Genomic DNA, 25,451 nt, shown 5'->3' on the forward strand with positions numbered 1-25,451 from the left:
CCCTTTTATCATGCCTTTTCCATCTTATATGATAAGGGCTTCGCTTTCATAAATAAATACTAATTTTGCGCTCTAATTTTTATAGAAAATGAGGCTGGCAATAAATGGTTTTGGTAGAATAGGAAGAACATTTTTACGTTTAGCATTGGCTGAGGGTTTCGAGGTAGTCGCAATCAACGATCTGGCAGATGCAAAAACAATGGCCCATTTATTTAAATACGATACTGTTCACGGTGTATTTGCCGGTAAAGTTTCGGCTAAACCCGATGCAGTGGTCATTGGTCAACTCTCCATTCCCGTATTTGCCATAAAAGAGGCTGATGAATTACCCTGGTCCGCATTGAGGGTAGATGTAGTAATCGACTGTACAGGTAAAAACCTAACCAAACAGGCTGCCGAAAAACACATTACAGCAGGAGCAAAACAGGTGCTGATTTCTGCACCAGCTGCAGATGATATTCCAATGGTGGTACTGGGGGTTAACGATGATCAGATTGATCTGAAAAGCCCAATACTGTCTAATGCAAGCTGTACCACCAATAACATTGCCCCTATGATCAAAATCCTGAACGATAACTGGGGTGTAGAGGAAGGTTATATTACCACCATCCACTCAATGACGGGTGATCAGAACCTGCACGATGCCAACCATAAAGACCTCCGCAGGGCAAGAGCGGCATCTTCTTCTATTATTCCAACTACAACAGGGGCAGCTAAAGCCATCACCCACATTTTTCCGGAGCTGGATGGCCGGTTAGGCGGTGCAGGTATCAGGGTTCCGGTTTTAAACGGATCGCTGACGGATTTTACCTGTCTGTTAAAAAAGAAAACAACTATCGAAGAAATTAATGCCGCTTTTAAATTAGCTGCAGAAAACGAACTTAAAGACCTGCTCGAGTATACCGAAGATCCAATTGTATCCGTTGATATTATTGATAATCCACACTCTTGTATATTCGATTCACTATTAACTTCTATCGTTGGCGATCTGGTTAAGGTGGTTGGGTGGTATGATAATGAATACGGTTACAGCAACCGTTTAATTGATGTGGTGAAAAAGATAGATATACTTTCTAAAGCTTAATTTTAGCTTTTTGTGTAGATTTTAATGCCCAATAAACCAGTACGGGTTGAAAAAACAGGCGTAAAAATCGTTTGCTGTCGGTATTAAGCCCAAAGGCACTTCGTTTATGGGTATATTGTGAAATATTGCCTGGAAATACGCCGACAAATAAACCTGCGGCAATTTTGCCTACTATATCTTCATATTTCTGCGGACTCAGCACCAGGGCTGTACCTAATGCAATTTCAACAAAACCCGAATACACAACGGTATCATCCTTTTTTAAAGGCACCCAATCTGGTACCTGTGCCTGAAAAGGTTTACGGGCAAAAGTTAAATGACCAATTCCTGCGGTAATTAAACCTGCTCCTAATAATATTCTTGCTGCGGTTTTAATATTTTCTTCTTTCACTTTAAGCTGGTTTAGGTTATACCATTTGCACATATTATTTATCAACAAGTAAACCGGAAGTCTGTTTGCTATTATCAAAATTTTGGCTCTCTATGCCAATATAACATTATGATCGGATTGCTTATCTATCTAAAATGTTAGCACTTTCTATCCGATATTATTACCTCGTTTCAATTGCTTTATTAACTTTGCAAACGTTTGCGGCGCATCCTGATAGCCATATTCTGGTAGCAGGCATGAGCTAAGTGATAAAATAAATATGGTCAAATTCATCCTTCCAGAAGAAGTTCTGCCTTTAAGAAGCCTGGTTTTACGAAACGGTAAACCATTTGACGCATGTGTTTTTGATGGCGACCTGGCCTACGATACTTTTCATCTTGGCTTTTTAAAAGATGGAGAGATAAAATCAATCGCAACCTTTATGCGTAATGATTTCTTCCCCGAAGAAGGTGAAGGTTATCAACTCCGTGGCATGGCTACACATCCCGATGCCGGTGGAAATGGCTATGGCGCTGCATTGGTTACTTTTGCCATCGAATACCTAAAAGAATACAATACCGATTATTTGTGGTGCAATGCACGTTCTACGGCAGCAGCGTTCTATAAAAAAATTGGCTTTACTACCGAATCTCCAGAATTTGATATCCCGGGAATCGGTTTCCATTACGAGATGAAATTAAACTTAAAATCAAAATAATTAAACATGAATACAATTGACCAGTTTGACTTTAAAGATAAAAAAGCCTTAATCAGGGTAGATTTTAATGTACCATTAAATGATGAATTTAAAATCACTGATGATAAAAGAATCAGGGCTGCTTTACCAACCATTTCTAAAATTTTAAAAGATGGTGGTTCAGTTATTTTAATGTCGCACTTAGGCCGTCCCAAAGATGGACCAACCGATAAATATTCTTTAAAACACATTTTAACTGATTTATCTGCCTTGGTTGGTGTTGAAGTTAAATTTGCTGATGATTGTATTGGTGAAAGTGCAGTAAAACAATCAGCTGATTTAAAACCAGGTGAAGTATTATTGTTAGAAAACCTTCGTTTTTACAAAGAAGAAGAAAAAGGTGATGTTGCCTTTGCAGAGAAATTATCGAAATTAGGAGATGTTTATGTAAACGATGCTTTTGGTACGGCGCACCGTGCACATGCTTCAACTTCAATTATTGCACAGTTTTTCCCTGATGCAAAATACTTCGGTTATTTAATGGCTTCGGAAGTAGAAAATGCAGAAAAAATCTTAAACCACGCAGAAAGGCCTTTCACTGCAATTATGGGTGGTGCGAAAGTATCTGATAAAATTCTTTTGATCGAGAAATTATTAGATAAGGTAGATAACCTGATTATTGGTGGAGGTATGGCCTACACCTTTGCAAAAGCACAGGGAGGCGAAATCGGTACCTCATTGTTAGAGGCTGATAAGCAAGAACTTTCTTTAGAACTGATTGAAAAAGCAAAAGCTAAAGGAGTAAACCTGATTTTACCTGTTGATACCGTAATTGCTGATCGTTTTGCAAATGATGCAGATAAAAAAGATGTAAACTCAGGTCAGATTCCTGCAGATTGGATGGGGTTAGATATCGGTCCAAAATCGGTTGAATTATTTCAGGAAGTGATTAAAAACTCTAAAACCTTATTATGGAATGGCCCGATGGGTGTTTTCGAAATGGAAAGTTTCCAGGTAGGTACCAAAGCGGTTGCAGAAGCAGTTGTAGCGGCAACTAAAGATAATGGTGCCTTCTCATTAATCGGTGGTGGCGATTCGGCTGCGGCGATTGCTAAATTCGGTTTAGAAGATGAGGTAAGCTACGTTTCTACAGGCGGTGGTGCTTTATTAGAATATATGGAAGGTAAAGAATTGCCAGGTGTGAAAGCCATTAATGGATAAATCATAATACAAATGAAAAAGGGCCTTGCAAATCATTTGCAAGGCCCTTTTTCATTTCAAAACACGCTTGTCAGCTTTTTTGAGCGCTTGTGAGTCTATGTGTTTTGATCTGCGTTGCCCTTATGATCTTTTTGCGCTTTGTTTTCTGTGCGGAATGGTGGAGCCTGGTAGTCGCCGGGAAGATAATCCAGAGGAATCGTAGTCGCATTACCATCCCTTAATGCTTTATAATGTGGCGACATAATCTCTACTCCGGCCTCGTTAAAATGATCCTGGATGTTGGCATGTAAGCCTGAATAAATAACGGCTTGTTTATTTGGCGATTTCGTATAAGCATTTAACCGGTAGCTTACATAATAATCGTCGAGGCTGGTTTGTAACACATAGGGTTTTGGTTCAGCCTCAATAAGTGAAGTGGCAAGGGCTGCATCAATAAGAAGTTGGTGTACCTGTCGCCACGGAACATCATAACCTATCGTAACCGTGGTATTCACAATTAAACCCTTATCTGCCGCCTCTATACTAAAATTTACCGTATGGTTATTCATTACGGTAGAATTGGGGATCGACACAATTTCATTCTGAATAGTACGTACACGGGTTACCAACAATGTTTTTTCAGTAATATCACCCGTAACCTCACCAATTTTTACCCTATCGCCGATTTTAAATGCACGCATATACGTCAGTACAAGTCCTGCAACCACATTGCCTAGTGCCCCGGCCGATCCGAAAGTAAACAGCACGCCCATAAATACCGATACACCCTTAAAAACGCCCGAATCGGAACCCGGAAGATAAGGGAAGATGACGATAAGCATAAAAGCCAAAATCAGCACCCTGATAATTTGATAGGTTGGATTTGCCCAGTCTTTATAAAAGCCCGGGATGGTGAGTTTTCCCCGCTCAATCTCCGTTTTAACAAAACGCACCAGCTTAATCACGTAGCGGAAAACCACCAGTAACACCAATATCGTCATCAAATCGGGGATATAGTTCCATACCGCTATTCCGATTTTCTTTAAAGGGCTGAGGATGTAACTCAACAGGTTAACCGATAGATCACGCGTAAACGGGAAAATGCCAAATAATACCGGGAAAGCAAGGTAAATAACCAGTAGAATAACCGCATAACGGATGATTTTCAGGATAAAGGTGATCGCGTTCTGTTGATGCGCCGCATCTAACAGTTCGTAATTTCTGATCTTAATTCCTACCCTGGGTTCTCCGTTTGCAGAAATTATTCTTTTTGATATTTTTTTGAAGAGTTTATTAATGAGGTAAATAAGGGTAATCACTACTGCAATAACCAGCAGGGTGAGCAAGATTTCTTCTAAAATAACCCGCCAGCCGTTATCATTCCTGTATTGCAGAAGAGCAGCCGATACTTTTTTTCTGATGTATTCCGTATAGCCGGCACGGTCTTTTCTCGCCCATAGTGCATCCTGATCGGTAATGGATAACAGCAGGCTGTTGCCATAAAGTAAATCAGTAGATTGTTCGGATAAACTGAGCCGGAGTGAATCTCCTGAGTATCCGGGAGCATCCCCAATACGCTCTAGCCTTTCTACAACAGCGCGTGCACGATCGCTGGCGCTGAAACTTCCCAGTTTGGCATAAAGATAATAAAGGGTATCCGAATGGAAAACTACCGGAACGCCTTTAATAATTGCCCGAAGCGAATCAATTTGGTGTTGCTGCCGTGAAAGGTGTGCAGAATCTCTTTTTTTTAGAGAGGAAAGTTCTGCCATTAATGTTGCACGTTCAGATTTATCAGCAGCACCCAATGTACTCACACGCCTTTCCAGTTCAGATCTTTTAAGAGAATCAGAAAGTCGCTCGGCCGATAACTGATTAACTTTGTCAAGATCGTTATCAAACCTTTTAATAGCAGTACTATCAGTTTTTTTACCAGTGGTATCCTGTTTTGCAATACAGTTAAAGGTAGAAATACATACAATAAGGGCGAGGGACGCGAAAAATCTGATCATATTTTATTCACTTTACCTAAAGTAATAAAATTACCTCATAATTAGATAAATCGTGTTGAGTTGACCTTTCTTTCACAAATATAATGGAGTATCCGCGTTCCTTTAATAACAAGCATTTGCAGCTAAAACAAATAAGTATTACCTTTCCTAAGGCTTGCAATAGCCTCGATTATACATACAAACTTATGAGAAAAAAAATCTTTTTATTTAGCGTAGGCTGTCTGCTCCTTGCAGGTTTGTCTGAAAAAGCGCTTGCTGCAGCCACTACAAACCGTGATTATATTTCGTTGACTGCTGAGCCAAAAGAATTAATAGGCCGGTGGGATATCACTGTTGATATAAACGGGAAACCGGCACCAGCCTGGCTGGAAGTAAAACTTTCGGGAGTAAAAACATTAGTAGGTTATTTTGTATCTACTGCGGGTAGTGCACGCCCCGTTGCCGAAGTTAAATTTGCTAATGGAAAGTTCAGTTTTGAAATTCCGCCACAATGGGAGAGTGGTACCGCGAATTTGGTGATCGAAGGAAATCTGACCGATGCCGGAATTCAGGGAACGATGCTTGATTGTAATGGTAAACAATATAGCTGGAAAGGGGTGAAAGCACCATACCTAAAAAGAACGGCAGCGCCTGCATGGGGCAAGCCGATAAATCTGTTCAATGGAAAGGACTTAGCTGGCTGGAAAACCACCGGACAAAACCAGTGGGTAGTAAAAAATGGCATTTTAACAAGCCCAAGGCCAGGTTCAAATTTAATTACCGAACAAAAGTATAACGATTTTAAACTTCATGTCGAATTTAAGTACGCAAAAGGAGGAAATAGTGGTGTTTATTTAAGAGGCCGTTATGAAGTACAGATTGAAGACAGTAATAAGGATGCACACCCTAATAGCGTATTGTTTGGTGGTATTTATGGCTTTTTAACCGCCAATGAAATGGTTACCCTTGGTCCGGATGAATGGCAGAGTTACGATATTACCCTCGTTGGCCGTTTGGTAACTGTGGTGGCCAATGGCAAAACCATTATCAGTAACCAGGAAATTCCGGGCATTACAGGAGGAGCGTTAGACAGTAATGAAGGAGAGCCAGGGCCTATTTACCTTCAGGGAGATCATGCACCTATCGAATTCAGAAAAATTGTAATTACACCAACAAAATAATTCAACGCCAGGTTTGGTGTCAGATGGCAACATCTGGCACCAAGGGTTGGTCGTCATTCCCGCGTATACGGGAACCTTAATGCAAGCTGCAAAGCCTATATCTGGTATTACTGTCAACTAAAAAACTTCCAGCCCCGTATTCAGTAATACTATATATACAGTTAAATAACAGATAAAGAAGGCGGCCGATAATGCGAAATATCGCGTAACTTTATGACTTCCTTTTCTAAATGGAACTAAAAAAAGAATATTGAATATTTCAGACAACAACGCACATATAAAATTCAGGCAGACCATTACACAACTAAAAGCAACAACAAAAATAGCTGGTTGAATCACTATCCCAGATGGTAAGCCATACAATGCACCCATAATAGAACTGATCGCAAGAATAATGGCCGCATATTTAAAACCCGATTTAAAATTGATCAGGAAATATCGGCCTAATTTCGGAAGTGGCGCTTTAATTACTTCTGCTTTTCCATCTTTTACCAATGTCGGGCTTTGGGCCTGCTCATCCAACTTTGACTCTTTTGTTTTATGTTTTTTGCCCTTCTTTTGTTTTTTATAACGCGGCCACCAAATGATAAATCCAGTAATAAAGAGTGCAAACGGCATTAAACCGGCAATAATGGCGATTACCTGCGTTGGCCTGCCGCCAAAACTTCCATAGTGGATTGGCGTTAACCAGCTTAAATAAGCATTACCTACATTCGGAAAATCCTTACGGCTATTCAATAATGTTTTGCCGGTGTACTGATCCACAACCAACATTTCCCTTTTCCCAACTTTAGGGAGATTTCCACTTACTACATCCAGGCGGTAAGTACCCATTTTATCTGCCGGAAAAGCAATACCACCAATGTAACCATCAGGCATTTTTTCTTTCACTGCAGCTACAATATCTTTTAAAGGTAGCGGATTTGCCTGTGCATGCCAGGCAGATTTTGCGCCCAATAATTTGGCAACACCTTGCGGCGATTTACCACTTAGCAAAAATAACAAGGGGATTACCAGCGTAGAAAAAGTAATCGAAAATCCAGTTAAACTTAATATAGCCACAAAGGGTGAGGAGTAAAAACCCAGTGAATTATGCCAATCGTAATTTTGTCTTTTAAACGATCCGCTAAACCTTACTGTTAGTACTGTTTTTAACTGTTTCCATTTTTTTGGGATCCATAAACGCAGGCCTGATATGGTTAAAATTAAAAGACAAAGCGAAGCCAGCCCACAAATGTACCGTCCCGCAACCGGAATAAGTAAGGTTCGGTGCAGTTCGGTAACCACACGGATAAAAGAACTGGTGTAAATCCTTTTTCCGGTTATTTTTCCATTATATGGATTGATAAAAGTTTGTTCGTTTGTTTTTAAATTGGTGATGCTATACGCCTCATTTGGATTTTTGACATCATTAAGCAGCAGGTAATCTATTTTTATCTTGGGGTAATTCTTTTTAATGAGGGGTACAATGTCCTCAACCGGTAATTTTTGTTTTTGCGCAATAACTTCAAAAAGGTTCGGGTTTAATGCACGATCGATATCATCCTGAAAAACCAGGATACTACCTGTTAAACCCACGAAAGCAACTATTGCTCCAGCGATGATGCCCACATATAAATGCCATTTGCCAAACCAGCGTTTTTGATGTTTTGCCCAGTTTAAACTTTTAGCTTGTTGTTCTGAATTCATTTTTGAGCGTAGTTGTCACCTGTTTATTAATTAAGAATGGTTTACGCCTACAAAGAAATCGTTTTAATTGTTCTTGTGCAAATTATATTTAATAAGTCTAAATAAGATAATAATCTTATCTTTTAGATGAAGTCCCGATTATCACTTGGTGCTACGTTTGCGTTTCTTTTAAACTAAGGCAAAAAAATGCCGAAAAGTGGGAGGACTTCCCACTTTTTGAATGCTATAAATGAGCGCTTTTAATTAAAAAATCTTAAAGTATGGGCAAAAATGGGCGGACGTAACACTTTATGTGGAATTAATTTTAATTGGCTTATTATCAGTGTGTAATGGCTTTCTCGGTATGTGAATAGGCATATTTTAACTATATTGTGGGATCGATTCTGTAACAAAAACGATGTGGAAAACTTTTTTGTGGTAAAAAGTGGTAAAAAGTGGTAGAACTCTTTACTTTTACACTAGATAAAAAGTGTAGATACCACTATGACCCAACTTTTAGGAGAATTCGATTGTAAACTTGACGCAAAGGGCCGCCTTATGGTACCTGCTGCGCTTAAGAAACAATTGCCTGATGCCGAGAACGATGGGCTTATCATTAACCGCGGTTTCGAGAAAAATCTGGTCATCTATCCTAAAAATGTTTGGGATGCTGTTGTAGCCGATCTTGCCAAGCTTAATATTTACGATCAGGAAAACCGTGCCTTTGTTAGGGCTTTTACGCGTGGGGCAACCGAGCTTTCGCTTGATGCTGCTGGCCGGGTATTGTTACCGAAATCTTTAGTAGAGTATGCTGGCATAGGTAGCGATCTTGTGCTGGCTTGTCAGTTGGATCGTATCGAAGTTTGGGATAAAAAATCTTACGAAGATATTTTTGACGATGTTCCTGTCAACTTTGCAAACCTTGCTCAAAAAGTAATGGGTGATAAGAAAGGAGGCGCGGATGGCGAATAATTACCATGTTCCTGTAATGTTGCAGCCTTGTATTGATGGTTTGAATATCAACCCTGATGGCGTATATGTGGATGTTACTTTTGGTGGCGGTGGTCATTCGAAAGAGATTTTAAAGCATTTGAGTCCAAAAGGAAGGTTGATTGCTTTTGATCAGGATCCTGATGCTCAGGCTAATATTCCTGCTGATGAGCGTTTTATCTTTATTGATCAGAATTTTGGTTTCTTAAAAAATAACCTCCGTTTAAAAGGTTTCAGACAGGTAGATGGGATTCTGGCTGATCTTGGAGTGTCTTCACATCAGTTTGATGTGCCGAAACGTGGTTTTTCTATCCGTCATAACGCTGATCTCGATATGCGTATGGATCAGCACCGCGATTTAACTGCTGCCCAAATCCTGAATACCTATACAGAAGATAAATTGCATAAAATCTTTGGGATTTATGGGGAAGTTAAAAATGCGAAGTCATTAGCGCGTGCTATTGTTACTGCTCGTTTGGAGCAACCTTTTACTGATATCGACAGTTTGAAATCGGCCATTTCAGGTTATATCCCAAAAGGAAAAGAAAATAAATACCTGGCGCAGGTTTTTCAGGCGCTACGTATAGAGGTTAATGCCGAAATCCAGGTGCTTGAAGATTTTTTACAACAAGCTGCTGAGGTGTTAAAACCTGGTGGTCATTTAGTGGTGATGTCTTACCATTCACTGGAAGACAGGCCGGTTAAAAATTTTATGGCTAAGGGGAAATTTCAGGGTGAGGTGGAAAAAGATTTCTTTGGAAACCAGCAAAAGCCATTTAATGTAATTACACGAAAAGCGATAATTGCCACTGATGAGGAAATTGCCCAGAACAACCGGGCCCGCAGTGCGAAACTAAGAATTGCAGAAAAGATATGAACAGGTTTAGGGAAGAGATAGAGGAAGAAGAGATTGGGCCCGAACCTGAGCTAAAAGTTGCGCCCAAACGGCCAAAAACTGCTGAAGAAAAAATGGATAGCAATTCATTTATCAGCAAGCTTTTTAATGATGGATTAGTAACTAAAGAGGCGGCAACTGATGCTCTGCCTTATTTGTGTTTTTTGGCCCTTTTGGGGATGGTATACATTGCTAATAGCCATTTTGCGGTAAACAACGTTCGCCGCATTGATAAATTAAATAAAGAAGTAAAAGAATTAAGATGGGAGTATAAATCGTTAAAGGCCGACCTGATGTTTAAAAGCAAATTAACAGAGGTTGCCAAAAAGGTTGATACCCTTGGGATAAAAGAACTGATTGAACCACCAAAAAAAATAATTGTTAAAAGCGATGAATATTAGAGCAAACATCTTGCTTCGTGTATATCTGGCATTTGGCTTAATTGTGCTTTTTGCTTTCGCGGTGTTTTTGCGCCTCGGTCAGGTGCAGTTTGTGCAAGGAAAAAAATGGAAAGCTATGGCAGATAGTCTTTCTACTCGCTACGTCAATGTAGAGGCTACCCGTGGCAATATTTATTCTAACGATGGCAGCTTGTTGGCTACTTCGGTACCTGAGTACGAATTGCGTATGGATATGTTTGCCGGTGGCATTGCTGAGGATAAGGTTTTTAACGAAAAGGTAGACTCGCTGGGTTATAAACTTTCGTTGCTTTTCAAAGATAAAACACCTAAAGAATATGCCCGTTACCTGCGTTTAGGTCGTCAGGATAGTGCCCGTTATTTACTGATTCACCGTAAAGTGGGTTATGCTGATCTTAAAACCATCAGAACTTTTCCATTATATAACATTGGTAAATTTAGTGGTGGTTTGATTGCTGTTCAGCAAAACAAACGGATTCTTCCTTTTCAGGCTTTGGCTGCCCGTACCATTGGTTACAAAAATGAGAATGTTAAAAACGGTGTAGGTTTAGAGGGTGCTTATAAAGAATATATCAACGGCGAGACAGGAAAGAGGTTAATGCAGCGTATTGCTGGTGGTGTTTACATTCCGGTGAATGAAGAAGCTGAAGTAGCGCCAAAAGATGGAGCGGATATTATTTCGACCATCGATGTAAATATGCAGGATTTAGCGCAAAGTGCTTTAGAAAAACAACTGATTATATCGCAGGCCGATCATGGTACGGTGATTTTAATGGAGGTGGCAACCGGAGAAATCCGTGCAGTGGCCAATTTTTCTAAAGTGGAAGAAGGCGTATATAAAGAGAAGTTTAATTACGCCATTGCCGGTAACCAGGATCCGGGATCAACTTTTAAGCTAGCCTCCTACATGGCGCTTTTAGAGGATAAGCTGATTGATACCAATACCATGATTGGTACGGGGTACTATCAGATTCCAGGCAAACTGATTACGGATTCACATCCAAAAATTGAAACGGTTACCGCAAAAAAAGCCTTTGAAACGTCTTCCAACGCTGCAATTGCAAAGCTGATCAATACGCACTATGGAAATGATCCTATGAAATTTACCGATCATTTATATGATTGGCAGTTGAATAAAAAATTAGAGTTGCAGATTCCTGGAGAAGCCATGCCGGTGGTTAAAAATCCAAAAACGAATAGAAGCTGGAACAAAAACATGACCCTTCCTCAAATGGCATATGGTTATGAAATGCAGTTAACACCATTGAAAATGCTCACCATGTATAATGCGGTGGCCAACAATGGTAAAATGGTAGCGCCAATTTTTGTAAAAGAGATCAGAAGGTTAGGTAACCCGATTGAGCAGTTTAAAGCAAGGGTGATCAATGATAAGATCTGTTCGGATGTAACCTTAAGCAAAATCAAAAAAATGCTCGAAGGTGTGGTTACCGAGGGCAGTGGTAAACGGATTGTATATAATCCACTTTATCCAATTGCAGGTAAAACGGGTACTGCCCAGGTGGCTGATGCGAATAAGGGATATAAAGCAAAGAAACAGTACCAAGCTTCTTTTGTGGGTTATTTTCCTGCTGATAAGCCTAAGTATTCTTTGATTGTGGTAATCAACGATCCAAAAGGCGATTATTATGGGGCATCAGTTTCAGGACCTGTTTTCAGGGAAATTGCCGATCGTATTTATGCCAGCGACATGCAGATGTATAACGATGTGCCAACCCGTTTAGTAGGGAATACCGGTAATCCGCCAACAAAAGCTGGACAGAGTAAAGCGACTCAAAAAGTATATAAAGCATTTGGGTTTAAACCACTTTTTGCTTCAAAATCGGAGTATTACAATATTATAGATACCAGTGCAGGAACTATTTTTCAGGAAAATAACGAGCGTAAAGGCGTAATGCCAAACGTTTCGGGGATGGGCCTGAAAGATGCATTATACCTTTTGGGTAATGCAGGTTTAAAAACAAAAGTTAATGGCTCCGGCAAAGTAATCAGCCAGTCCATTATCGCCGGAACAAAGGTGGGTAAAGGAGTTGGTGTACAAATAGAGTTGAATTAAGATAGCAGGCTGAGGGTAGAAAGGTTTAAGGTCTCACTACTCTTTACTTGATAATAAAAGAATAGACAATAAAATGCAATTACAGGATTTACTTTATGGCGTAACGATTAAAGAATTGGTTGGTAAAACCGATAGGGAAATCAATGCGCTTAATTTCGATTCGCGTAAAGTGGCTAAAGATGATGTTTTCTTTGCTGTAGTTGGTACGGTTGCGGATGGACATCAATTTATCGATCAAACTGTAAAACAGGGAGCAGGAGTAATTATCTGTGAGAGCTTGCCAGAGATTGACGATTTTACCGTTACCTATGTTAAAGTAGAAAATACTTCGGTTGCATTGGGTATTATGGCCGGTAATTATTTCGGAAATCCATCGGCTGATTTAAAACTGATTGGCATTACCGGAACCAACGGAAAAACAACCATTGCCACCATTCTTTTTAAATTATTTAAAGATTTAGGGTATAAAACCGGGCTTTTATCAACGGTAGAAAATTATATTAATGATGCTGTAGTTGTAGCTACGCATACCACACCAAATCCGATTGCATTAAACGAACTGTTAAGGCAGATGGTTGATGCAGGTTGTGATTATTGTTTTATGGAGGTGAGCTCCCATGCCGTATCGCAACACCGTATTGAGGGTTTAACATTTGCAGGCGGTGTATTTTCGAATATCACACATGATCATTTGGATTTTCATAAAACCTTTGACGCTTATTTAAAAGCTAAAAAGGCCTTTTTCGATGGTTTACCTAAATCAGCATTTGCGCTCACCAATATCGACGATAAAAATGGTATGGTGATGTTGCAGAACACAAAAGCGCATAAAAAAACTTATGCACTGAAACAACTGGCCGATTTTAAAGCAAAAATTATCGAAAACCAGTTCAGCGGTTTGCATTTAGATATTGATAATGAAGATGTATTCTTCAAACTGGTTGGTTCTTTTAACGCCTATAACCTTTTGGCCGTTTATGGCACGGCAGTCTTGCTTGAACAGGATAAATTAAAGGTTTTGACTTTGTTGAGCCGTTTATCAGGTGCAGAGGGGAGATTTGATTATATCACTTCCGAAAATAAGATTATTGGTATTGTAGATTATGCACACACGCCAGATGCTGTTCAGAATGTATTGAGTACCATCGCTAATATCCGTAAAGGAACCGAACAGGTAATTACGGTGCTCGGTTGTGGTGGTGATCGTGATAAAACCAAACGTCCGATTATGGCACAGGTGGCCTGCGATTGGAGTGATAAAGTGATTTTAACTTCTGATAACCCACGTACCGAAGATCCGCAAACGATCATCAACGAAATGGAAGAAGGGGTTTCGCCAACCAACAAACGTAAAACCTTATCCATTTTAGATAGAAGAGAAGCTATAAAAACAGCCTGTCATTTGGCAAAACCAGGAGATATTATTCTGGTGGCTGGTAAAGGACATGAGAAATACCAGGAAATTAATGGCGTAAGGAACCACTTTGATGATAAAGAAATTTTACTTGAACAATTAAAACCAATCAGCTAATGTTATATTTATTATTCGAATACCTGCATAAGCACTACGATATTCCCGGGTTGAGGTTGTTCCAGTACATCACTTTCCGTGCTTCCATTTCTATTATTTTGTCGCTGATTATCACTACTGTATATGGTCGCAGACTGATTGATTTTTTGCATAAGAAACAGGTAGGCGAAACGGTAAGGAATTTAGGTTTAGAAGGTCAGATGCAAAAACAGGGTACGCCCACCATGGGTGGTATCATCATCCTGTTGGGTATTTTGATTCCTACCTTATTATTCGCCAATATTTCTAATATCTATGTGATTTTGATGATCATCACCACAATTTGGATGGGCGCAATTGGCTTTTTAGATGATTATATCAAAGTTTTCAAAAAGAATAAAGAAGGTTTAGCGGGGCGTTTTAAAGTGGTTGGTCAAGTGGGTTTGGGATTAATTGTAGGCACTACTATGTATTTCCACCCGAATATAGTTGTAAGGGAAACCGTTCAGGATAATGTGAAAAATACTTCAAGTGTGCCAATGGTATTGCGCCAAAAAGGAGAAACATTTTATTATACCCAGGATGTGAAATCGACCAAAACCAACATGCCTTTTTATAAGAACAATGAGTTCGATTATGCTAAGGTATTGAAGTTTTTAGGTGGCGATTATCAGAAATATGCATTTATCATATTCCTGGCATTTACGGTATTTATTATTACAGCCGTTTCTAATGGTGCAAATATCACTGATGGTATTGATGGCCTGGCAACGGGAACTTCGGCAGTGATTGGGATCACCCTGGGTATTTTGGCTTATGTATCAGGTAACACCATTATGGCCGATTACCTTAATATTATGTACATCCCCAATTCCGCCGAGCTGATGATTTTTGCTGGTGCTTTTGTGGGTGCATGTGTGGGTTTTCTGTGGTACAACTCTTACCCAGCTCAGATTTTTATGGGCGATACCGGAAGTTTGGCCATCGGCGGTATTATTGCTGCTTTTGCCTTAATGATCCGCAAAGAATTATTGATCCCGATTTTATGCGGAATCTTCCTGGTAGAACTGGTGTCGGTAATTATGCAGGTATCGTATTTTAAATATACCAAGAAGAAATTTGGCGAGGGGCGTCGGATTTTCCTGATGTCGCCTTTACACCACCATTACCAAAAGAAAGGTTATCACGAAGCCAAAATTGTAACACGTTTCTGGATCATCGGAATCATGCTGGCTATTATGACCATTGTAACATTGAAATTAAGATAGGTAAAAGGCTAAAGTTGAAAGACAGATAACAGAAATAGTAAAAAAATAATTAGGTAGAATAATGAGCACCAATAACATCACATCAAGCAAAACTAAGTCAGTAATGACTGGGCAAAGCCGTGTGGTTATTCTTGGTGCCGGCGAAAGCGGCGTTGGTGCCGCAAAATTGGCTCAGGCAAAAGGCTTTGATGTTTTTGTATCTGATTTCGGTGTAATTACCGATAAATACAAAGCCGCTTTAGAAAAATTGGCTATCCCTTTCGAGTCTGAAAAACATACCGAAGAGCTGATTTTAAATGCTGGCGAAGTAATTAAAAGCCCTGGTATTCCACCAACTGCGCCGATTATTAAAAAATTGGTAGCTAAAGGAATCTCAGTGGTTTCAGAAATTGAGTTTGCTAAAAGATACACCAATGCAAAAACCATCTGTATTACCGGTTCAAATGGCAAATCGACCACCAGTTTATTAACCTATCACATTTTAAAAAATGCAGGTTTAAATGTGGGTTTAGCAGGTAATATTGGTCAGAGCTTTGCTGCGCAGGTGGCTACCGAAGATTACGAGTACTATGTGCTGGAAATCTCAAGTTTCATGCTTGATGATATGTTCAAATTTAAAGCCGATATCGCAGTTTTGCTGAACATTACACCAGATCACTTAGATCGTTACGAATATAAACTGGAGAATTATGCAGCATCAAAAATGCGTATTGTTCAAAACCAGACGGCAGAAGACGTTTTCATTTACTGTGCAGATGACGAAGAGAGCTTAAAAGCGATTGCTTTAACCAATCCCTTAGCCAAAACTTTTCCATTTTCAATTACTAAAAAAGTTGAAACTGGTGCTTATTTAGAAGAAACTACTATACATATCCTTACAGAACCAAATAACTCCCTAACCATGACGATTTCAGATTTAGCCTTGCAGGGCAAGCACAATATTTATAATTCTATGGCGTCGGGCATTGTGTCGAAAGTTTTAGAGTTAAGAAATGAGACCATCCGGGAGAGTATGACCAATTTCAAAAATATTGAGCATAGGTTAGAGCATGTGGCCAAAATTTCTGGAATAGATTTCATCAACGACAGTAAGGCCACCAATGTAAACTCTACCTGGTATGCTTTAGAAAGTATGACCAGCGATGTAGTGCTGATTATGGGCGGCGTTGATAAAGGTAACGATTACAACATGCTTAAAGACTTGGTTAAAAGTAAAGTTAAGGCTATTGTGTGTTTGGGTAAAGATAACAAGCGCATTCACGATGCTTTCGAGGATGATGTTGAGGTAATCGTAAATACTTTTTCGGCAGATGAGGCAGCGCAAATTGCTTTCCATTTAGCCAAACGCGGTGATGCGGTTTTATTATCGCCCGCTTGTGCAAGTTTCGATTTGTTTAAAAATTATGAAGACCGCGGCAACCAGTTTAAAGCGGCAGTTAGAGAATTATAATAGGAGGCTTAAATATGTTTCAGGCGTTACTTAATAAAACAAAAGGCGACAGGTGGATCTGGTTGATCATCATCCTGCTTTCGCTTATATCAGTAATGGCTGTGTATAGTGCAACAGGTACCCTGGCTTATAAGAAAGGCGAAGCAGTAGAAAAACTTTTGCTCACCAAACACCTTATTTTTGTGTTGATGGGGATAGGTATGATCTATATCGCCCATTTGCTCGATTATCGGTATTATGCAGGGATCTCTAAAATATTAATGATTATTACCATCCCACTTCTGGTTTATACATTAATTTTTGGAACAAACCTGAACGATGCATCACGGTGGGTAAAAATTCCGGTTATCGGATTGACTTTTCAAACCTCCGATTTGGCAAAACTGGCACTGATTACATTTTTAGCAAGGATGCTGACTAAAAAGCAGGAAAATATTAAAGATTTAAGAGAATCATTTATCCCGATCATGGCTTCAGTTTGTACCGTTTTCGTGCTTATTGCACTGGCAAACATGTCAACTGCCTTAATGTTATTTGGTGTAAGTATTCTGCTGTTAATTATTGGCCGGATCAGTATCAAACAGATTTCGATCGTTTGTGCCGGTGGTTTAGTGTTATTATTAATTGTTGGTTTTTTAGGGCCAAGGAGAGAAACTTATAAATCACGTATAAAAACATTTATGCATCCTGAGTTGGTGCATTCTGACAAAACTTTCCAGGCAGATCAGGCAAAAATTGCCTTAGCTACTGGTGGTGTTTTTGGTAAAGGACCAGGTAATAGTACGCAGCGCAATTTCCTGCCACACCCATATTCCGATTTTATTTTCGCCATTATTATTGAAGAATGGGGAACCTTGGGAGGAATTGTAATTATGGTGCTTTACCTGGTGCTTTTATATCGATGTATCAAGATCGTAACCCGGGCGCCCAAGGCCTTCGGGGCTTTGTTGGCTGCAGGACTAAGTTTTAGCCTCACGATACAAGCTTTTGCAAACATGGCCGTAGCGGTAGGTTTAGGCCCGGTAACGGGGGTTCCGCTCCCATTAGTGAGTATGGGTGGTACCTCGATGATTTTTACCAGTGTGGCCTTCGGAATCATTTTGAGCGTAAGCCGTGATGTAGAAGAAAATGCAAAACTGACTTCGAAAGAAGAAAAAACAAATAATAAAATAATCGTTGGAGAGATTCCGGCGATAGCATAGAGGGGTTGAAAAGCCGAGGGATTGGAAAGTTGAAATGTTTGACCAGTTGTCCAATCTCTAATAAACTCGGTATAAAAACACTTTGTGTCTTAGTGCCTTCATGGTGAAAATATAAGCTCTGTGCGCTTTGAGAAAAACCCAGGGCTCTTTGCAGTTAAAAATAAAAAACTCGGTGCACTCTGTAAGAACATAGTGCCCTTGGCGGTAAAAGCATAAAATGCTTAGTGTGCTCTGCGAAAAACTTAGCACTCTTTGCGGTTAAAAATAGAGAACTTGGTGCCCTCTGTGAAAACTCAGTGCACTCGGTGGTAAAAAATAGACAAATATTAAAAATGAATAATTCCCCAAAAATTATCATATCAGGTGGTGGCACCGGCGGGCACATTTTTCCCGCCGTAGCCATAGCCAACGCGCTTAAGCGTTTGGTGCCTGCTTGTGAAATTTTATTTGTGGGCGCAAATGGCCGTATGGAAATGGAAAAAGTTCCTGCTGCCGGATATAAAATAATTGGTTTAAACATCAGTGGGATGCAGCGCGGCTCGATCGTAAAAAATCTTGCCCTTCCATTCAAAGTAATTGGCAGTGTGCGCAGGGCCTTGCAGATTATTAACGATTTTAAACCCGATGCAGTTGTGGGAGTTGGGGGCTATGCTTCCGGACCATTGTTGTATGCAGCCTCATTAAAAGGAATTCCATACCTCATCCAGGAACAGAATTCTTATGCGGGGGTAACCAATAAATGGCTGGGTAAAAAAGCGGCAAAAATATGTGTCTCTTTTGATGAAATGGACCAGTTTTTTCCTGCTGACAGGATTTTAAAAACCGGAAATCCAGTACGTAAAGAGGTGGTGGATATTCAGGGAAAACACTTTCAAGGTGCCGAACTGTTAAAACTCGATCCTTTAAAAAAAACCATCATGGTTACCGGAGGGAGTTTAGGTGCGGGTACACTGAATAAGGCAGTAGAAAAACATTTGCCAGAAATTATTGCGCAGGATGTGCAGGTAATCTGGCAAACAGGAAAATATTATTACCAGGGAATTATTGAAAGGTTGGGACTCGAGTATCATCCTAATGTTCGCATCCTGGAGTTTTTAAATAAAATGGATCTCGCTTATGCTGCTGCCGACGTAATTGTAAGCAGGGCTGGGGCCGGAACCATTGCTGAGCTTTGTTTGATTAAAAAACCGGTTATTTTGGTGCCTTCGCCCAATGTTGCAGAAGACCATCAAACCAAAAACGCAACGGCGCTGGTAAAAAATGGTGCTGCACTTTTAATTAACGACCGCTCCGCAGAAGATACCTTAGTTAATGAAGCACTGGCACTGTTAAACAACAAAGAGCAAAGTGAAAAGCTTGCAGAAAATATAGGTAAAATGGCACTGCCTGAAGCCGACGAAATTATTGCAGGCGAAGTATTGAAACTAATGAAGCTGAAGGACTAAAGCTGAAAGGCCAAAGACTAAAGCTAAGAATAAATAGTAAACAAAATAAAAATATAACTGGAAGATGGGAGAGGAAGCTTTAAGCTTTGGTCTTTCAACTTCATATTTAAAATTAAACGGTAGAAAGACAGCTTTAAGCTTTAGTCTTTCCGCTTTTAGCTAAAAACATGGAATTAAGTAAAATAAATAGGGTTTTCTTTGTAGGTATCGGTGGTATCGGCATGAGTGCGCTTGCCCGTTATTTTGCTAAACGCGGACAGGTCGTTTGTGGTTACGATAAAACCCGGACAAAGCTTACCGAGACTTTGGAGCAGGAGGGGATTTCTATTACCTATCTTGATGAAGCCTTTTCAGTACCGGCTGCGTTTTTAGATCATCACGAAGATACACTGGTAGTTTATACGCCCGCAATTCCAAAAGATTCGAAAATTTTAAATCACTTTATTGATAAAGGTTTTTCGCTTAAAAAACGTTCAGAGGTTTTAGGGATTATCAGTAAAGGCATGTTCTGCATCGCAGTTGCCGGTACACATGGTAAAACCACTACATCATCAATTGTAGCACATATTTTAAAAAATACCGGTTACAATTGTACCGCGTTTTTGGGGGGCATCACCAGTAACTACAATAGTAATGTGCTTTTCGGTAATAATAACGTGGTGGTGGTTGAGGCCGATGAATATGATCGCTCTTTCTTAACCCTGCACCCCGATATAGCAGTTGTAACTTCTATGGATGCCGATCATTTAGATATCTATGGAGATAAAAGCCACCTCGAAGAATCGTTCAGGTTATTTGCCGGGCAGCTTAAAGCCGAAGGTACATTGTATGCACACGAAGGATTGCCTTTAGAAAATAATATCAGTTATGCAGCAAGCTCAACAGCAAAAGCAAAAGCAGAGAATTTGAGGGTAGAAGGATCAAAATTTGTATTCGATTATGCAGATGCCACACAAAGCATAAAAGATATTAGTTTAATGCTTCCTGGTAAACACAATGTAGAAAATACAACTGTTGCCATCGCCATCGCTTTACAATTGGGTATCGATGCTGAAAAGGTAAAACAGGCAGTTGCAAACTTTAAAGGGGTTAAACGCCGGTTCGAATATATTGTGAATAATGGTGATCAGATTTACATTGATGATTATGCACATCACCCTGAAGAACTGAAAGCTTGCTTTGATGCGGTAAGGCAGTTATATCCTGATAAAAAGTTAACGGTGATTTTTCAACCGCATTTGTTTACGCGTACAAGAGATTTTGCAGATGAATTTGCAAGAGTTTTAAGCACTGCCGATGAACTGTTGTTACTGGAAATTTACCCGGCGAGAGAATTGCCTTTAGAAGGGATAAATTCACAGTTTTTACTCGATAAGATTACCTTAAACGATAAAAAAGTATGTGGAAAAGATTTTGTGGTTCAGTATGTTAAAGACACAAAACCTGAATTAATTTTAACAGTAGGTGCAGGCGATATTGATACGATTATCGAGCCTTTAAAAAACACAATAAACAATGCTTAAACGGATAAACTGGAGCGCAATTTTTACTGGCTTTGCCTGGCTGATCAGCCTGGCAGGGGTGGTGGTGCTTTTGAGTTTTATCAATGTGAAAAAGCAGACTGTTAAATGTACTGATATTAAAATCCTGATTCCTGGTGCCGATAATTTTATCGAGCGCGAAGAAATTGATGCGATTTTAAAAGAAGATCAGGGGGTATTATTGGGTCGTAACCTCGAAAATATCAATATCCATAAGATCGAGAAAAAACTGCAATCTAACCCTTACATCGGCTTTGCAAAGGTATATGTAGATATGGATGGTGTACTGCACATTGAAGTAAAACAACGTCAACCTATTCTTCGTATTTTAAATGAGAACGGACAGGATTTTTACATCGATAACGATGGATTGAAAATGCCAATTTCATCAAACTTCACCGCAAATGTATTGGTGGCAACCGGCCACATCAGCGAGGTTTTTGGAAGCAGGGTTGATACTTTACACACACAACTGGCAAGAGATCTTTACAAAACAGCTCAGTATATAAAAAAGGATACGCTTTGGGATGCACAGATCGAACAGATTGTGGTGGATCAGAAAAACGATATCGAATTGGTGCCAAGGGTAGGCAATCAGCGCATTATTTTAGGCGATGCAGATTCGCTCGAAAAGAAAATGAAAAACCTGCTGTTATTCTATAAAAAAGCAATGCCGCAGGTAGGTTGGGATACTTATAAAACAATCAATATTAAATATACCAACCAGATTGTTTGCGAAAAAAGAGATTCAACAGGTTTAGGGAAAAAAGCCAAAACATTTTCGGCAGCTGATAGTTTGAGGATACAACGAAGTGTAACCGATTCATTAATCAGAAATACAATTGGTTCGGTGATGGACGATCGGCCTGAAGCCGATCCGCCAGCAGCAGCAGTAGTACCTAAAAAACCAGAACCGAAAAAGGAAGAAATAAAAAAGGTAGAGCAAAAGAAAGTTGAGCCTAAAAAGGCGGAGCCCAAAAAAGCCGAACCAGTTAAAACAGAAACAAAAAAACCGGTAGTTGTGCCGGCTGCCAAACCGAAGGAAACAAAGCCTGCGGATAAAAAGGAAAAACCGAAACAAACCGGAACAACACAGCCAAAGCCGGCAAAATCTGAGGCCCAGTTGAAAAAAGAAAAAGAAGCAAGAGAAAAAGAAATCAAAGCCCTGGAAAAACAGTATAAAACTCAGCAAAATTAACGAATATGGACAAGGCAAAATTTACCAGTCAGTCGCCCATTGTAGTAGGATTAGATATCGGTACTACAAAAATTTGTGTTATCGTTGGTCGTAGAACACAACACGGTAAGATAGAAATATTAGGAATAGGCAAGGCAGAATCGGCGGGTGTAACACGTGGAGTGGTTTCTAACATTCAAAAAACCGTGCAGGGCATTGCTCAAGCAGTTGAAGTAGCAAGCGGACAATCCAATGTAGAAATACAGGTGGTAAATGTGGGTATTGCTGGTCAGCACATTAAGAGCTTACAGCACAGGGGAATTTTAACAAGAAGAGAATTAAACAACGAAATCGGTAAAAAAGACATCGATAAGTTGATTGATGATATGTTTAAACTGGTAATGCCACCGGGTGAGGAGATCATCCATGTATTACCACAAGAATTTACCATCGATAACGAACCGGGAATCAAAGATCCGATTGGTATGGCAGGCGTGCGCCTTGAAGCTAACTTCCATATCATTTCTGGTCAGGTTACTGCGGTAAAAAATATTATCAAATGTGTAAACAATGCAGGTTTACAAACCCAGGATTTAATCCTTGAGCCATTGGCTTCTTCCGAATCGGTGTTGAGCGAGGAAGAAAAAGAAGCTGGTATTGCATTGGTTGATATTGGTGGTGGTACTACAGATATTGCCATTTTTCACGAGGGTATTATTCGCCACACGGCCGTAATTCCTTTTGGTGGCAATAGTGTTACCGAAGATATCAGGGAAGGTTGTTCAGTGATGCGTAACCAGGCTGAGTTATTAAAAACGCGTTTCGGTTCTGCACTTGCTGAGGAGAACAAAGAAAATGAAATCATTTGCGTTCCTGGTCTTCGTGGCCGCGAACCAAAAGAAATTTCGGTTAAAAACCTGGCTTATGTAATCCAGGCCCGTATGGAAGAAATTATTGAGCACGTATACTACGAGATCAAATCTTCCGGATACGAGAAAAAACTGATTGGTGGTATCGTAATTACCGGCGGTGGTGCCTTGCTGAAACACTTATCGCAGGCGGTAGAATATGTAACCGGTTTAGATTGCCGTATCGGTTACCCGAACGAGCATTTATCTAAATACGAAGATATGCCTAAAGCCATTTATGATGACCTTAAAAGCCCGATGTATGCAACCAGTGTTGGTTTGTTAATTAAAGGAATCCAGAAGGCAGAAGAGCTGATCGAAGAGATGAAACAACCGGGTGTTTTTGTAGAAAAACCAAAAACAGCAAAAGAAAAAGAAAAACGCGGACCAGGTTTATTCGATAAATTATTGGCAAAAACAAGAACATTCATTCAGGATGATATGAATGTAAGTGATGAAGATTACTTAAAAAGTTAATTATTTTTCCACAAAAGAAGAGTTTTCCACATTATCAACACTTGTGGAAAACGTCTGTTGAAAAAGTGTTAATATTACATTGAGTAATGAACAGAATTTAAAAATTTTTAAACAACTGATTCATAAAGATATGCAGTTCGAAATGTTAAAAGATAAGTCTTCAATCATCAAGGTAATTGGTGTTGGAGGCGGTGGCGGCAACGCAGTGAACCATATGTACCTTTCAGGTATCACTGGTGTGGATTTTATTATTTGTAATACAGATGCCCAAGCTTTGGAATCTAGCCCGATACCTAACAAGGTACAATTAGGCGCTAGTTTAACCGAAGGTATGGGAGCTGGCTCTATCCCTGAGGTTGGTAAAAACTCAGCAATAGAAAATATAGATGATATTAAAGCGATGTTAGGTAGTACCACTAAAATGCTTTTTATTACAGCAGGAATGGGTGGTGGTACCGGTACAGGAGCTTCTCCAATTATCGCCAAAGCCGCTAAAGAACTTGATATTTTAACCGTTGCCATCATTACCACGCCATTTTCTTTCGAAGGAAAAAGACGTAGGTTACAGGCCGACGAGGGAATGGAAGAGTTGAAGAAATACGTAGATTCTTACCTGGTGATCTCTAACGACCGCTTGCGCGAAATCTTCGGAAACTTAACCTTAGGTTCTGCTTTTGGTCAGGCTGATGATATTTTAACAACTGCAGCAAAAGGTATCGCAGAAATCATTACTGTTCCGGGTTATATCAACGTGGATTTTAAAGATGTGCGTACCGTAATGAAAGATAGTGGCGTAGCCATTATGGGTAGTTTTGCCGCTGAGGGCGAAGACCGTGCATTACAGGCTGTAGAAGGCGCTTTAGCTTCTCCATTGTTAAAAGACAATGAAATCGAAGGAGCCCGTTATATTTTATTGAATATCAGTTCTGGTTTACGTGAAGTAACCATGGATGAAGTTTCGATCATTACCGATTACATCCAGGAAAAAGCAGGTTTATCTGCCGATTTAATCTGGGGTAACTGTACCGATGAATCTTTAAGCGATAAACTTTCGGTAACCATTATTGCCACCGGTTTCCAAACTTCGGAAGAACGCGTAAAAGAAGAAAAAAATAAAAAGAAAATATCACTTTTAACACCAGAAGAAGCACCGTTGGTTCGCCCTGTTGAGCCGGTAAATTCTTTTATGCAACCAAAAGAAGTTCATTCATACGAACCTGTTTTAAAAAGTAAAGAAGAAGTATCGCAAGCAGATCTTTTTGGTGGAATGTTCAACAAATCAGAAGTTCAGAAAATTCAGGAGCCTGAAAATAATGTAGTTCGTCATACCCTAATGGAAGAAGAGCCGCAGGTTGAAGAAGCACAGGATACAGGATTTGAATTCGAGGTGAAATTGGCTGAAACCAATTTTGTGTTCGAAACTCCGGTAGCCCAGATGCCGCCAATGCCAGAGCCTGAACCAGAAATCGAAATGCCGGTTGTTGGTTTAGATGATGATAAAAGCGACGAATCGATGGAAGAGCAGTTGAAAAAATCTAAAGAACGTATTTTACGTTTAAAAGATTTAAGCATGAAACTGCGGACCACCAATGGCTTACAGGAATTGGAAAACGAACCTGCTTACAAACGCAAACAAATGCAGTTGCAACAGGTACAGCATTCATCTGAATCGCAGGTGAGCCGCTTTACTTTAAGCAACGATCAGGACGGTGGTACAGAGATCAGACCGAACAATTCTTTCTTACACGATAACGTTGATTAGATCAAACCAAATATAATTTTAAAGCCCCGATGTAAAACCGGGGCTTTTTTGGCATTAAATTAGCGTGTTAAAAAATCTTAATTAACACCTAAAAAATCAAGTTGGTTGATTTTAAGACGAATAAAGCTTAAATTCGCAAAAT

At 39.8% G+C, this 25,451-nt stretch carries 20 protein-coding genes; 17 read left to right on the forward strand and 3 right to left on the reverse strand.

The window, feature by feature from the left end; translation table 11 throughout:
• Nucleotides 1–88 precede the first annotated feature (88 nt).
• Nucleotides 89–1,084: a type I glyceraldehyde-3-phosphate dehydrogenase gene (gene gap, locus R2R28_RS06065; RefSeq protein WP_316824817.1), complete on the forward strand. Its 996-nt coding sequence runs from the start codon at nucleotides 89–91 to the stop codon at nucleotides 1,082–1,084.
• Here gap and R2R28_RS06070 read toward each other — a convergent pair.
• Nucleotides 1,074–1,508: a hypothetical protein gene (locus tag R2R28_RS06070; protein WP_316824818.1), complete on the reverse strand. Its 435-nt coding sequence runs from the start codon at nucleotides 1,506–1,508 to the stop codon at nucleotides 1,074–1,076. The genes gap and R2R28_RS06070 overlap by 11 nt on opposite strands.
• A gap of 226 nt (nucleotides 1,509–1,734) precedes the next feature.
• On the opposite strand from R2R28_RS06070, the gene R2R28_RS06075 reads away from it, so the two are divergent.
• Nucleotides 1,735–2,172, forward strand: a complete 438-nt coding sequence (locus R2R28_RS06075) for a GNAT family N-acetyltransferase (RefSeq protein ID WP_316824819.1) — start codon at nucleotides 1,735–1,737, stop codon at nucleotides 2,170–2,172.
• A gap of 6 nt (nucleotides 2,173–2,178) precedes the next feature.
• Nucleotides 2,179–3,372: a phosphoglycerate kinase gene (locus R2R28_RS06080; protein WP_316824820.1), complete on the forward strand. Its 1,194-nt coding sequence runs from the start codon at nucleotides 2,179–2,181 to the stop codon at nucleotides 3,370–3,372.
• 95 nt (nucleotides 3,373–3,467) lie between these two features.
• On the opposite strand, the gene R2R28_RS06085 is transcribed toward R2R28_RS06080, so the two are convergent.
• Nucleotides 3,468–5,363: a mechanosensitive ion channel family protein gene (locus R2R28_RS06085; protein ID WP_316824821.1), complete on the reverse strand. Its 1,896-nt coding sequence runs from the start codon at nucleotides 5,361–5,363 to the stop codon at nucleotides 3,468–3,470.
• 185 nt (nucleotides 5,364–5,548) lie between these two features.
• Here R2R28_RS06085 and R2R28_RS06090 point away from each other — a divergent pair, with 185 nt between their 5' ends.
• Entirely contained in the window at nucleotides 5,549–6,523 is a 975-nt protein-coding gene (locus tag R2R28_RS06090; protein WP_316824822.1) for a DUF1080 domain-containing protein, read from the forward strand.
• Between the two features lie 117 nt (nucleotides 6,524–6,640).
• Here R2R28_RS06090 and R2R28_RS06095 read toward each other — a convergent pair whose 3' ends face one another.
• Nucleotides 6,641–8,212 carry a PepSY-associated TM helix domain-containing protein gene (locus R2R28_RS06095; protein ID WP_316824823.1) on the reverse strand — a complete coding sequence of 524 codons (1,572 nt, stop codon included), beginning with the start codon at nucleotides 8,210–8,212 and terminating at the stop codon, nucleotides 6,641–6,643.
• Nucleotides 8,213–8,695: 483 nt separating this feature from the next.
• Here R2R28_RS06095 and mraZ point away from each other — a divergent pair, with 483 nt between their 5' ends.
• The 13 genes from mraZ (at nucleotide 8,696) to ftsZ (ending at nucleotide 25,309) form a co-directional block, all read left to right on the forward strand.
• Nucleotides 8,696–9,163 (forward strand): division/cell wall cluster transcriptional repressor MraZ, encoded by a 468-nt coding sequence (mraZ, locus tag R2R28_RS06100; RefSeq protein WP_316824824.1) that lies wholly within the window; start codon nucleotides 8,696–8,698, stop codon nucleotides 9,161–9,163.
• Nucleotides 9,153–10,058, forward strand: a complete 906-nt coding sequence (gene rsmH / locus R2R28_RS06105) for a 16S rRNA (cytosine(1402)-N(4))-methyltransferase RsmH (RefSeq protein WP_316824825.1) — start codon at nucleotides 9,153–9,155, stop codon at nucleotides 10,056–10,058. The genes mraZ and rsmH overlap by 11 nt, the downstream gene beginning before the upstream one ends.
• Nucleotides 10,055–10,477, forward strand: a complete 423-nt coding sequence (locus R2R28_RS06110; RefSeq protein ID WP_316824826.1) for an FtsL-like putative cell division protein — start codon at nucleotides 10,055–10,057, stop codon at nucleotides 10,475–10,477. Before rsmH ends, R2R28_RS06110 begins: the two co-directional genes overlap by 4 nt.
• Nucleotides 10,467–12,569, forward strand: coding sequence for a penicillin-binding protein (locus tag R2R28_RS06115; protein WP_316824827.1), 2,103 nt, complete (start codon nucleotides 10,467–10,469; stop codon nucleotides 12,567–12,569). Before R2R28_RS06110 ends, R2R28_RS06115 begins: the two co-directional genes overlap by 11 nt.
• Before the next feature lie 73 nt (nucleotides 12,570–12,642).
• Complete coding sequence (locus tag R2R28_RS06120) at nucleotides 12,643–14,100, forward strand: UDP-N-acetylmuramoyl-L-alanyl-D-glutamate--2,6-diaminopimelate ligase (protein WP_316824828.1); 1,458 nt, start codon at nucleotides 12,643–12,645, stop codon at nucleotides 14,098–14,100.
• Nucleotides 14,100–15,347 carry a phospho-N-acetylmuramoyl-pentapeptide-transferase gene (mraY, locus tag R2R28_RS06125; RefSeq protein WP_025144491.1) on the forward strand — a complete coding sequence of 416 codons (1,248 nt, stop codon included), beginning with the start codon at nucleotides 14,100–14,102 and terminating at the stop codon, nucleotides 15,345–15,347. Before R2R28_RS06120 ends, mraY begins: the two co-directional genes overlap by 1 nt.
• Before the next feature lie 61 nt (nucleotides 15,348–15,408).
• On the forward strand, nucleotides 15,409–16,797 hold the full coding sequence (gene murD / locus R2R28_RS06130; protein WP_316824829.1) for a UDP-N-acetylmuramoyl-L-alanine--D-glutamate ligase: 1,389 nt from the start codon (nucleotides 15,409–15,411) through the stop codon (nucleotides 16,795–16,797).
• A gap of 14 nt (nucleotides 16,798–16,811) precedes the next feature.
• Entirely contained in the window at nucleotides 16,812–17,999 is a 1,188-nt protein-coding gene (locus tag R2R28_RS06135) for an FtsW/RodA/SpoVE family cell cycle protein (RefSeq protein WP_316824830.1), read from the forward strand.
• Between the two features lie 332 nt (nucleotides 18,000–18,331).
• Entirely contained in the window at nucleotides 18,332–19,444 is a 1,113-nt protein-coding gene (gene murG, locus R2R28_RS06140; protein WP_316824831.1) for an undecaprenyldiphospho-muramoylpentapeptide beta-N-acetylglucosaminyltransferase, read from the forward strand.
• 167 nt (nucleotides 19,445–19,611) lie between these two features.
• Nucleotides 19,612–20,967, forward strand: coding sequence for a UDP-N-acetylmuramate--L-alanine ligase (gene murC / locus R2R28_RS06145; RefSeq protein ID WP_316824832.1), 1,356 nt, complete (start codon nucleotides 19,612–19,614; stop codon nucleotides 20,965–20,967).
• On the forward strand, nucleotides 20,960–22,183 hold the full coding sequence (locus tag R2R28_RS06150; RefSeq protein WP_316824833.1) for a cell division protein FtsQ: 1,224 nt from the start codon (nucleotides 20,960–20,962) through the stop codon (nucleotides 22,181–22,183). The genes murC and R2R28_RS06150 overlap by 8 nt, the downstream gene beginning before the upstream one ends.
• A gap of 5 nt (nucleotides 22,184–22,188) precedes the next feature.
• On the forward strand, nucleotides 22,189–23,547 hold the full coding sequence (ftsA, locus tag R2R28_RS06155) for a cell division protein FtsA (RefSeq protein WP_086545007.1): 1,359 nt from the start codon (nucleotides 22,189–22,191) through the stop codon (nucleotides 23,545–23,547).
• A 130-nt stretch (nucleotides 23,548–23,677) separates the two neighbouring features.
• Nucleotides 23,678–25,309, forward strand: a complete 1,632-nt coding sequence (gene ftsZ / locus R2R28_RS06160; protein ID WP_316824834.1) for a cell division protein FtsZ — start codon at nucleotides 23,678–23,680, stop codon at nucleotides 25,307–25,309.
• Nucleotides 25,310–25,451 lie beyond the last annotated feature (142 nt).

This window comes from Pedobacter miscanthi, assembly GCF_032678605.1.
GTDB lineage: Bacteria > Bacteroidota > Bacteroidia > Sphingobacteriales > Sphingobacteriaceae > Pedobacter > Pedobacter miscanthi_A.

Excerpts from the sequence above, each read along its gene's own strand:
- R2R28_RS06080 (WP_316824820.1), top strand. The coding sequence starts at position 2,179 with ATGAATACAATTGACCAGTTTGACTTTAAAGATAAAAAAGCCTTAATC.
- ftsA (WP_086545007.1), top strand. The coding sequence starts at position 22,189 with ATGGACAAGGCAAAATTTACCAGTCAGTCGCCCATTGTAGTAGGATTA.
- R2R28_RS06150 (WP_316824833.1), top strand. The coding sequence starts at position 20,960 with ATGCTTAAACGGATAAACTGGAGCGCAATTTTTACTGGCTTTGCCTGG.
- mraZ (WP_316824824.1), top strand. The coding sequence starts at position 8,696 with ATGACCCAACTTTTAGGAGAATTCGATTGTAAACTTGACGCAAAGGGC.
- ftsZ (WP_316824834.1), top strand. The coding sequence starts at position 23,678 with ATGCAGTTCGAAATGTTAAAAGATAAGTCTTCAATCATCAAGGTAATT.
- R2R28_RS06115 (WP_316824827.1), top strand. The coding sequence starts at position 10,467 with ATGAATATTAGAGCAAACATCTTGCTTCGTGTATATCTGGCATTTGGC.
- mraY (WP_025144491.1), top strand. The coding sequence starts at position 14,100 with ATGTTATATTTATTATTCGAATACCTGCATAAGCACTACGATATTCCC.
- rsmH (WP_316824825.1), top strand. The coding sequence starts at position 9,153 with ATGGCGAATAATTACCATGTTCCTGTAATGTTGCAGCCTTGTATTGAT.
- R2R28_RS06090 (WP_316824822.1), top strand. The coding sequence starts at position 5,549 with ATGAGAAAAAAAATCTTTTTATTTAGCGTAGGCTGTCTGCTCCTTGCA.
- R2R28_RS06085 (WP_316824821.1), bottom strand. The coding sequence starts at position 5,363 with ATGATCAGATTTTTCGCGTCCCTCGCCCTTATTGTATGTATTTCTACC.
- R2R28_RS06095 (WP_316824823.1), bottom strand. The coding sequence starts at position 8,212 with ATGAATTCAGAACAACAAGCTAAAAGTTTAAACTGGGCAAAACATCAA.
- gap (WP_316824817.1), top strand. The coding sequence starts at position 89 with ATGAGGCTGGCAATAAATGGTTTTGGTAGAATAGGAAGAACATTTTTA.
- R2R28_RS06110 (WP_316824826.1), top strand. The coding sequence starts at position 10,055 with ATGAACAGGTTTAGGGAAGAGATAGAGGAAGAAGAGATTGGGCCCGAA.
- R2R28_RS06075 (WP_316824819.1), top strand. The coding sequence starts at position 1,735 with ATGGTCAAATTCATCCTTCCAGAAGAAGTTCTGCCTTTAAGAAGCCTG.
- R2R28_RS06120 (WP_316824828.1), top strand. The coding sequence starts at position 12,643 with ATGCAATTACAGGATTTACTTTATGGCGTAACGATTAAAGAATTGGTT.
- R2R28_RS06135 (WP_316824830.1), top strand. The coding sequence starts at position 16,812 with ATGTTTCAGGCGTTACTTAATAAAACAAAAGGCGACAGGTGGATCTGG.
- murC (WP_316824832.1), top strand. The coding sequence starts at position 19,612 with ATGGAATTAAGTAAAATAAATAGGGTTTTCTTTGTAGGTATCGGTGGT.
- murG (WP_316824831.1), top strand. The coding sequence starts at position 18,332 with ATGAATAATTCCCCAAAAATTATCATATCAGGTGGTGGCACCGGCGGG.
- R2R28_RS06070 (WP_316824818.1), bottom strand. The coding sequence starts at position 1,508 with ATGTGCAAATGGTATAACCTAAACCAGCTTAAAGTGAAAGAAGAAAAT.
- murD (WP_316824829.1), top strand. The coding sequence starts at position 15,409 with ATGAGCACCAATAACATCACATCAAGCAAAACTAAGTCAGTAATGACT.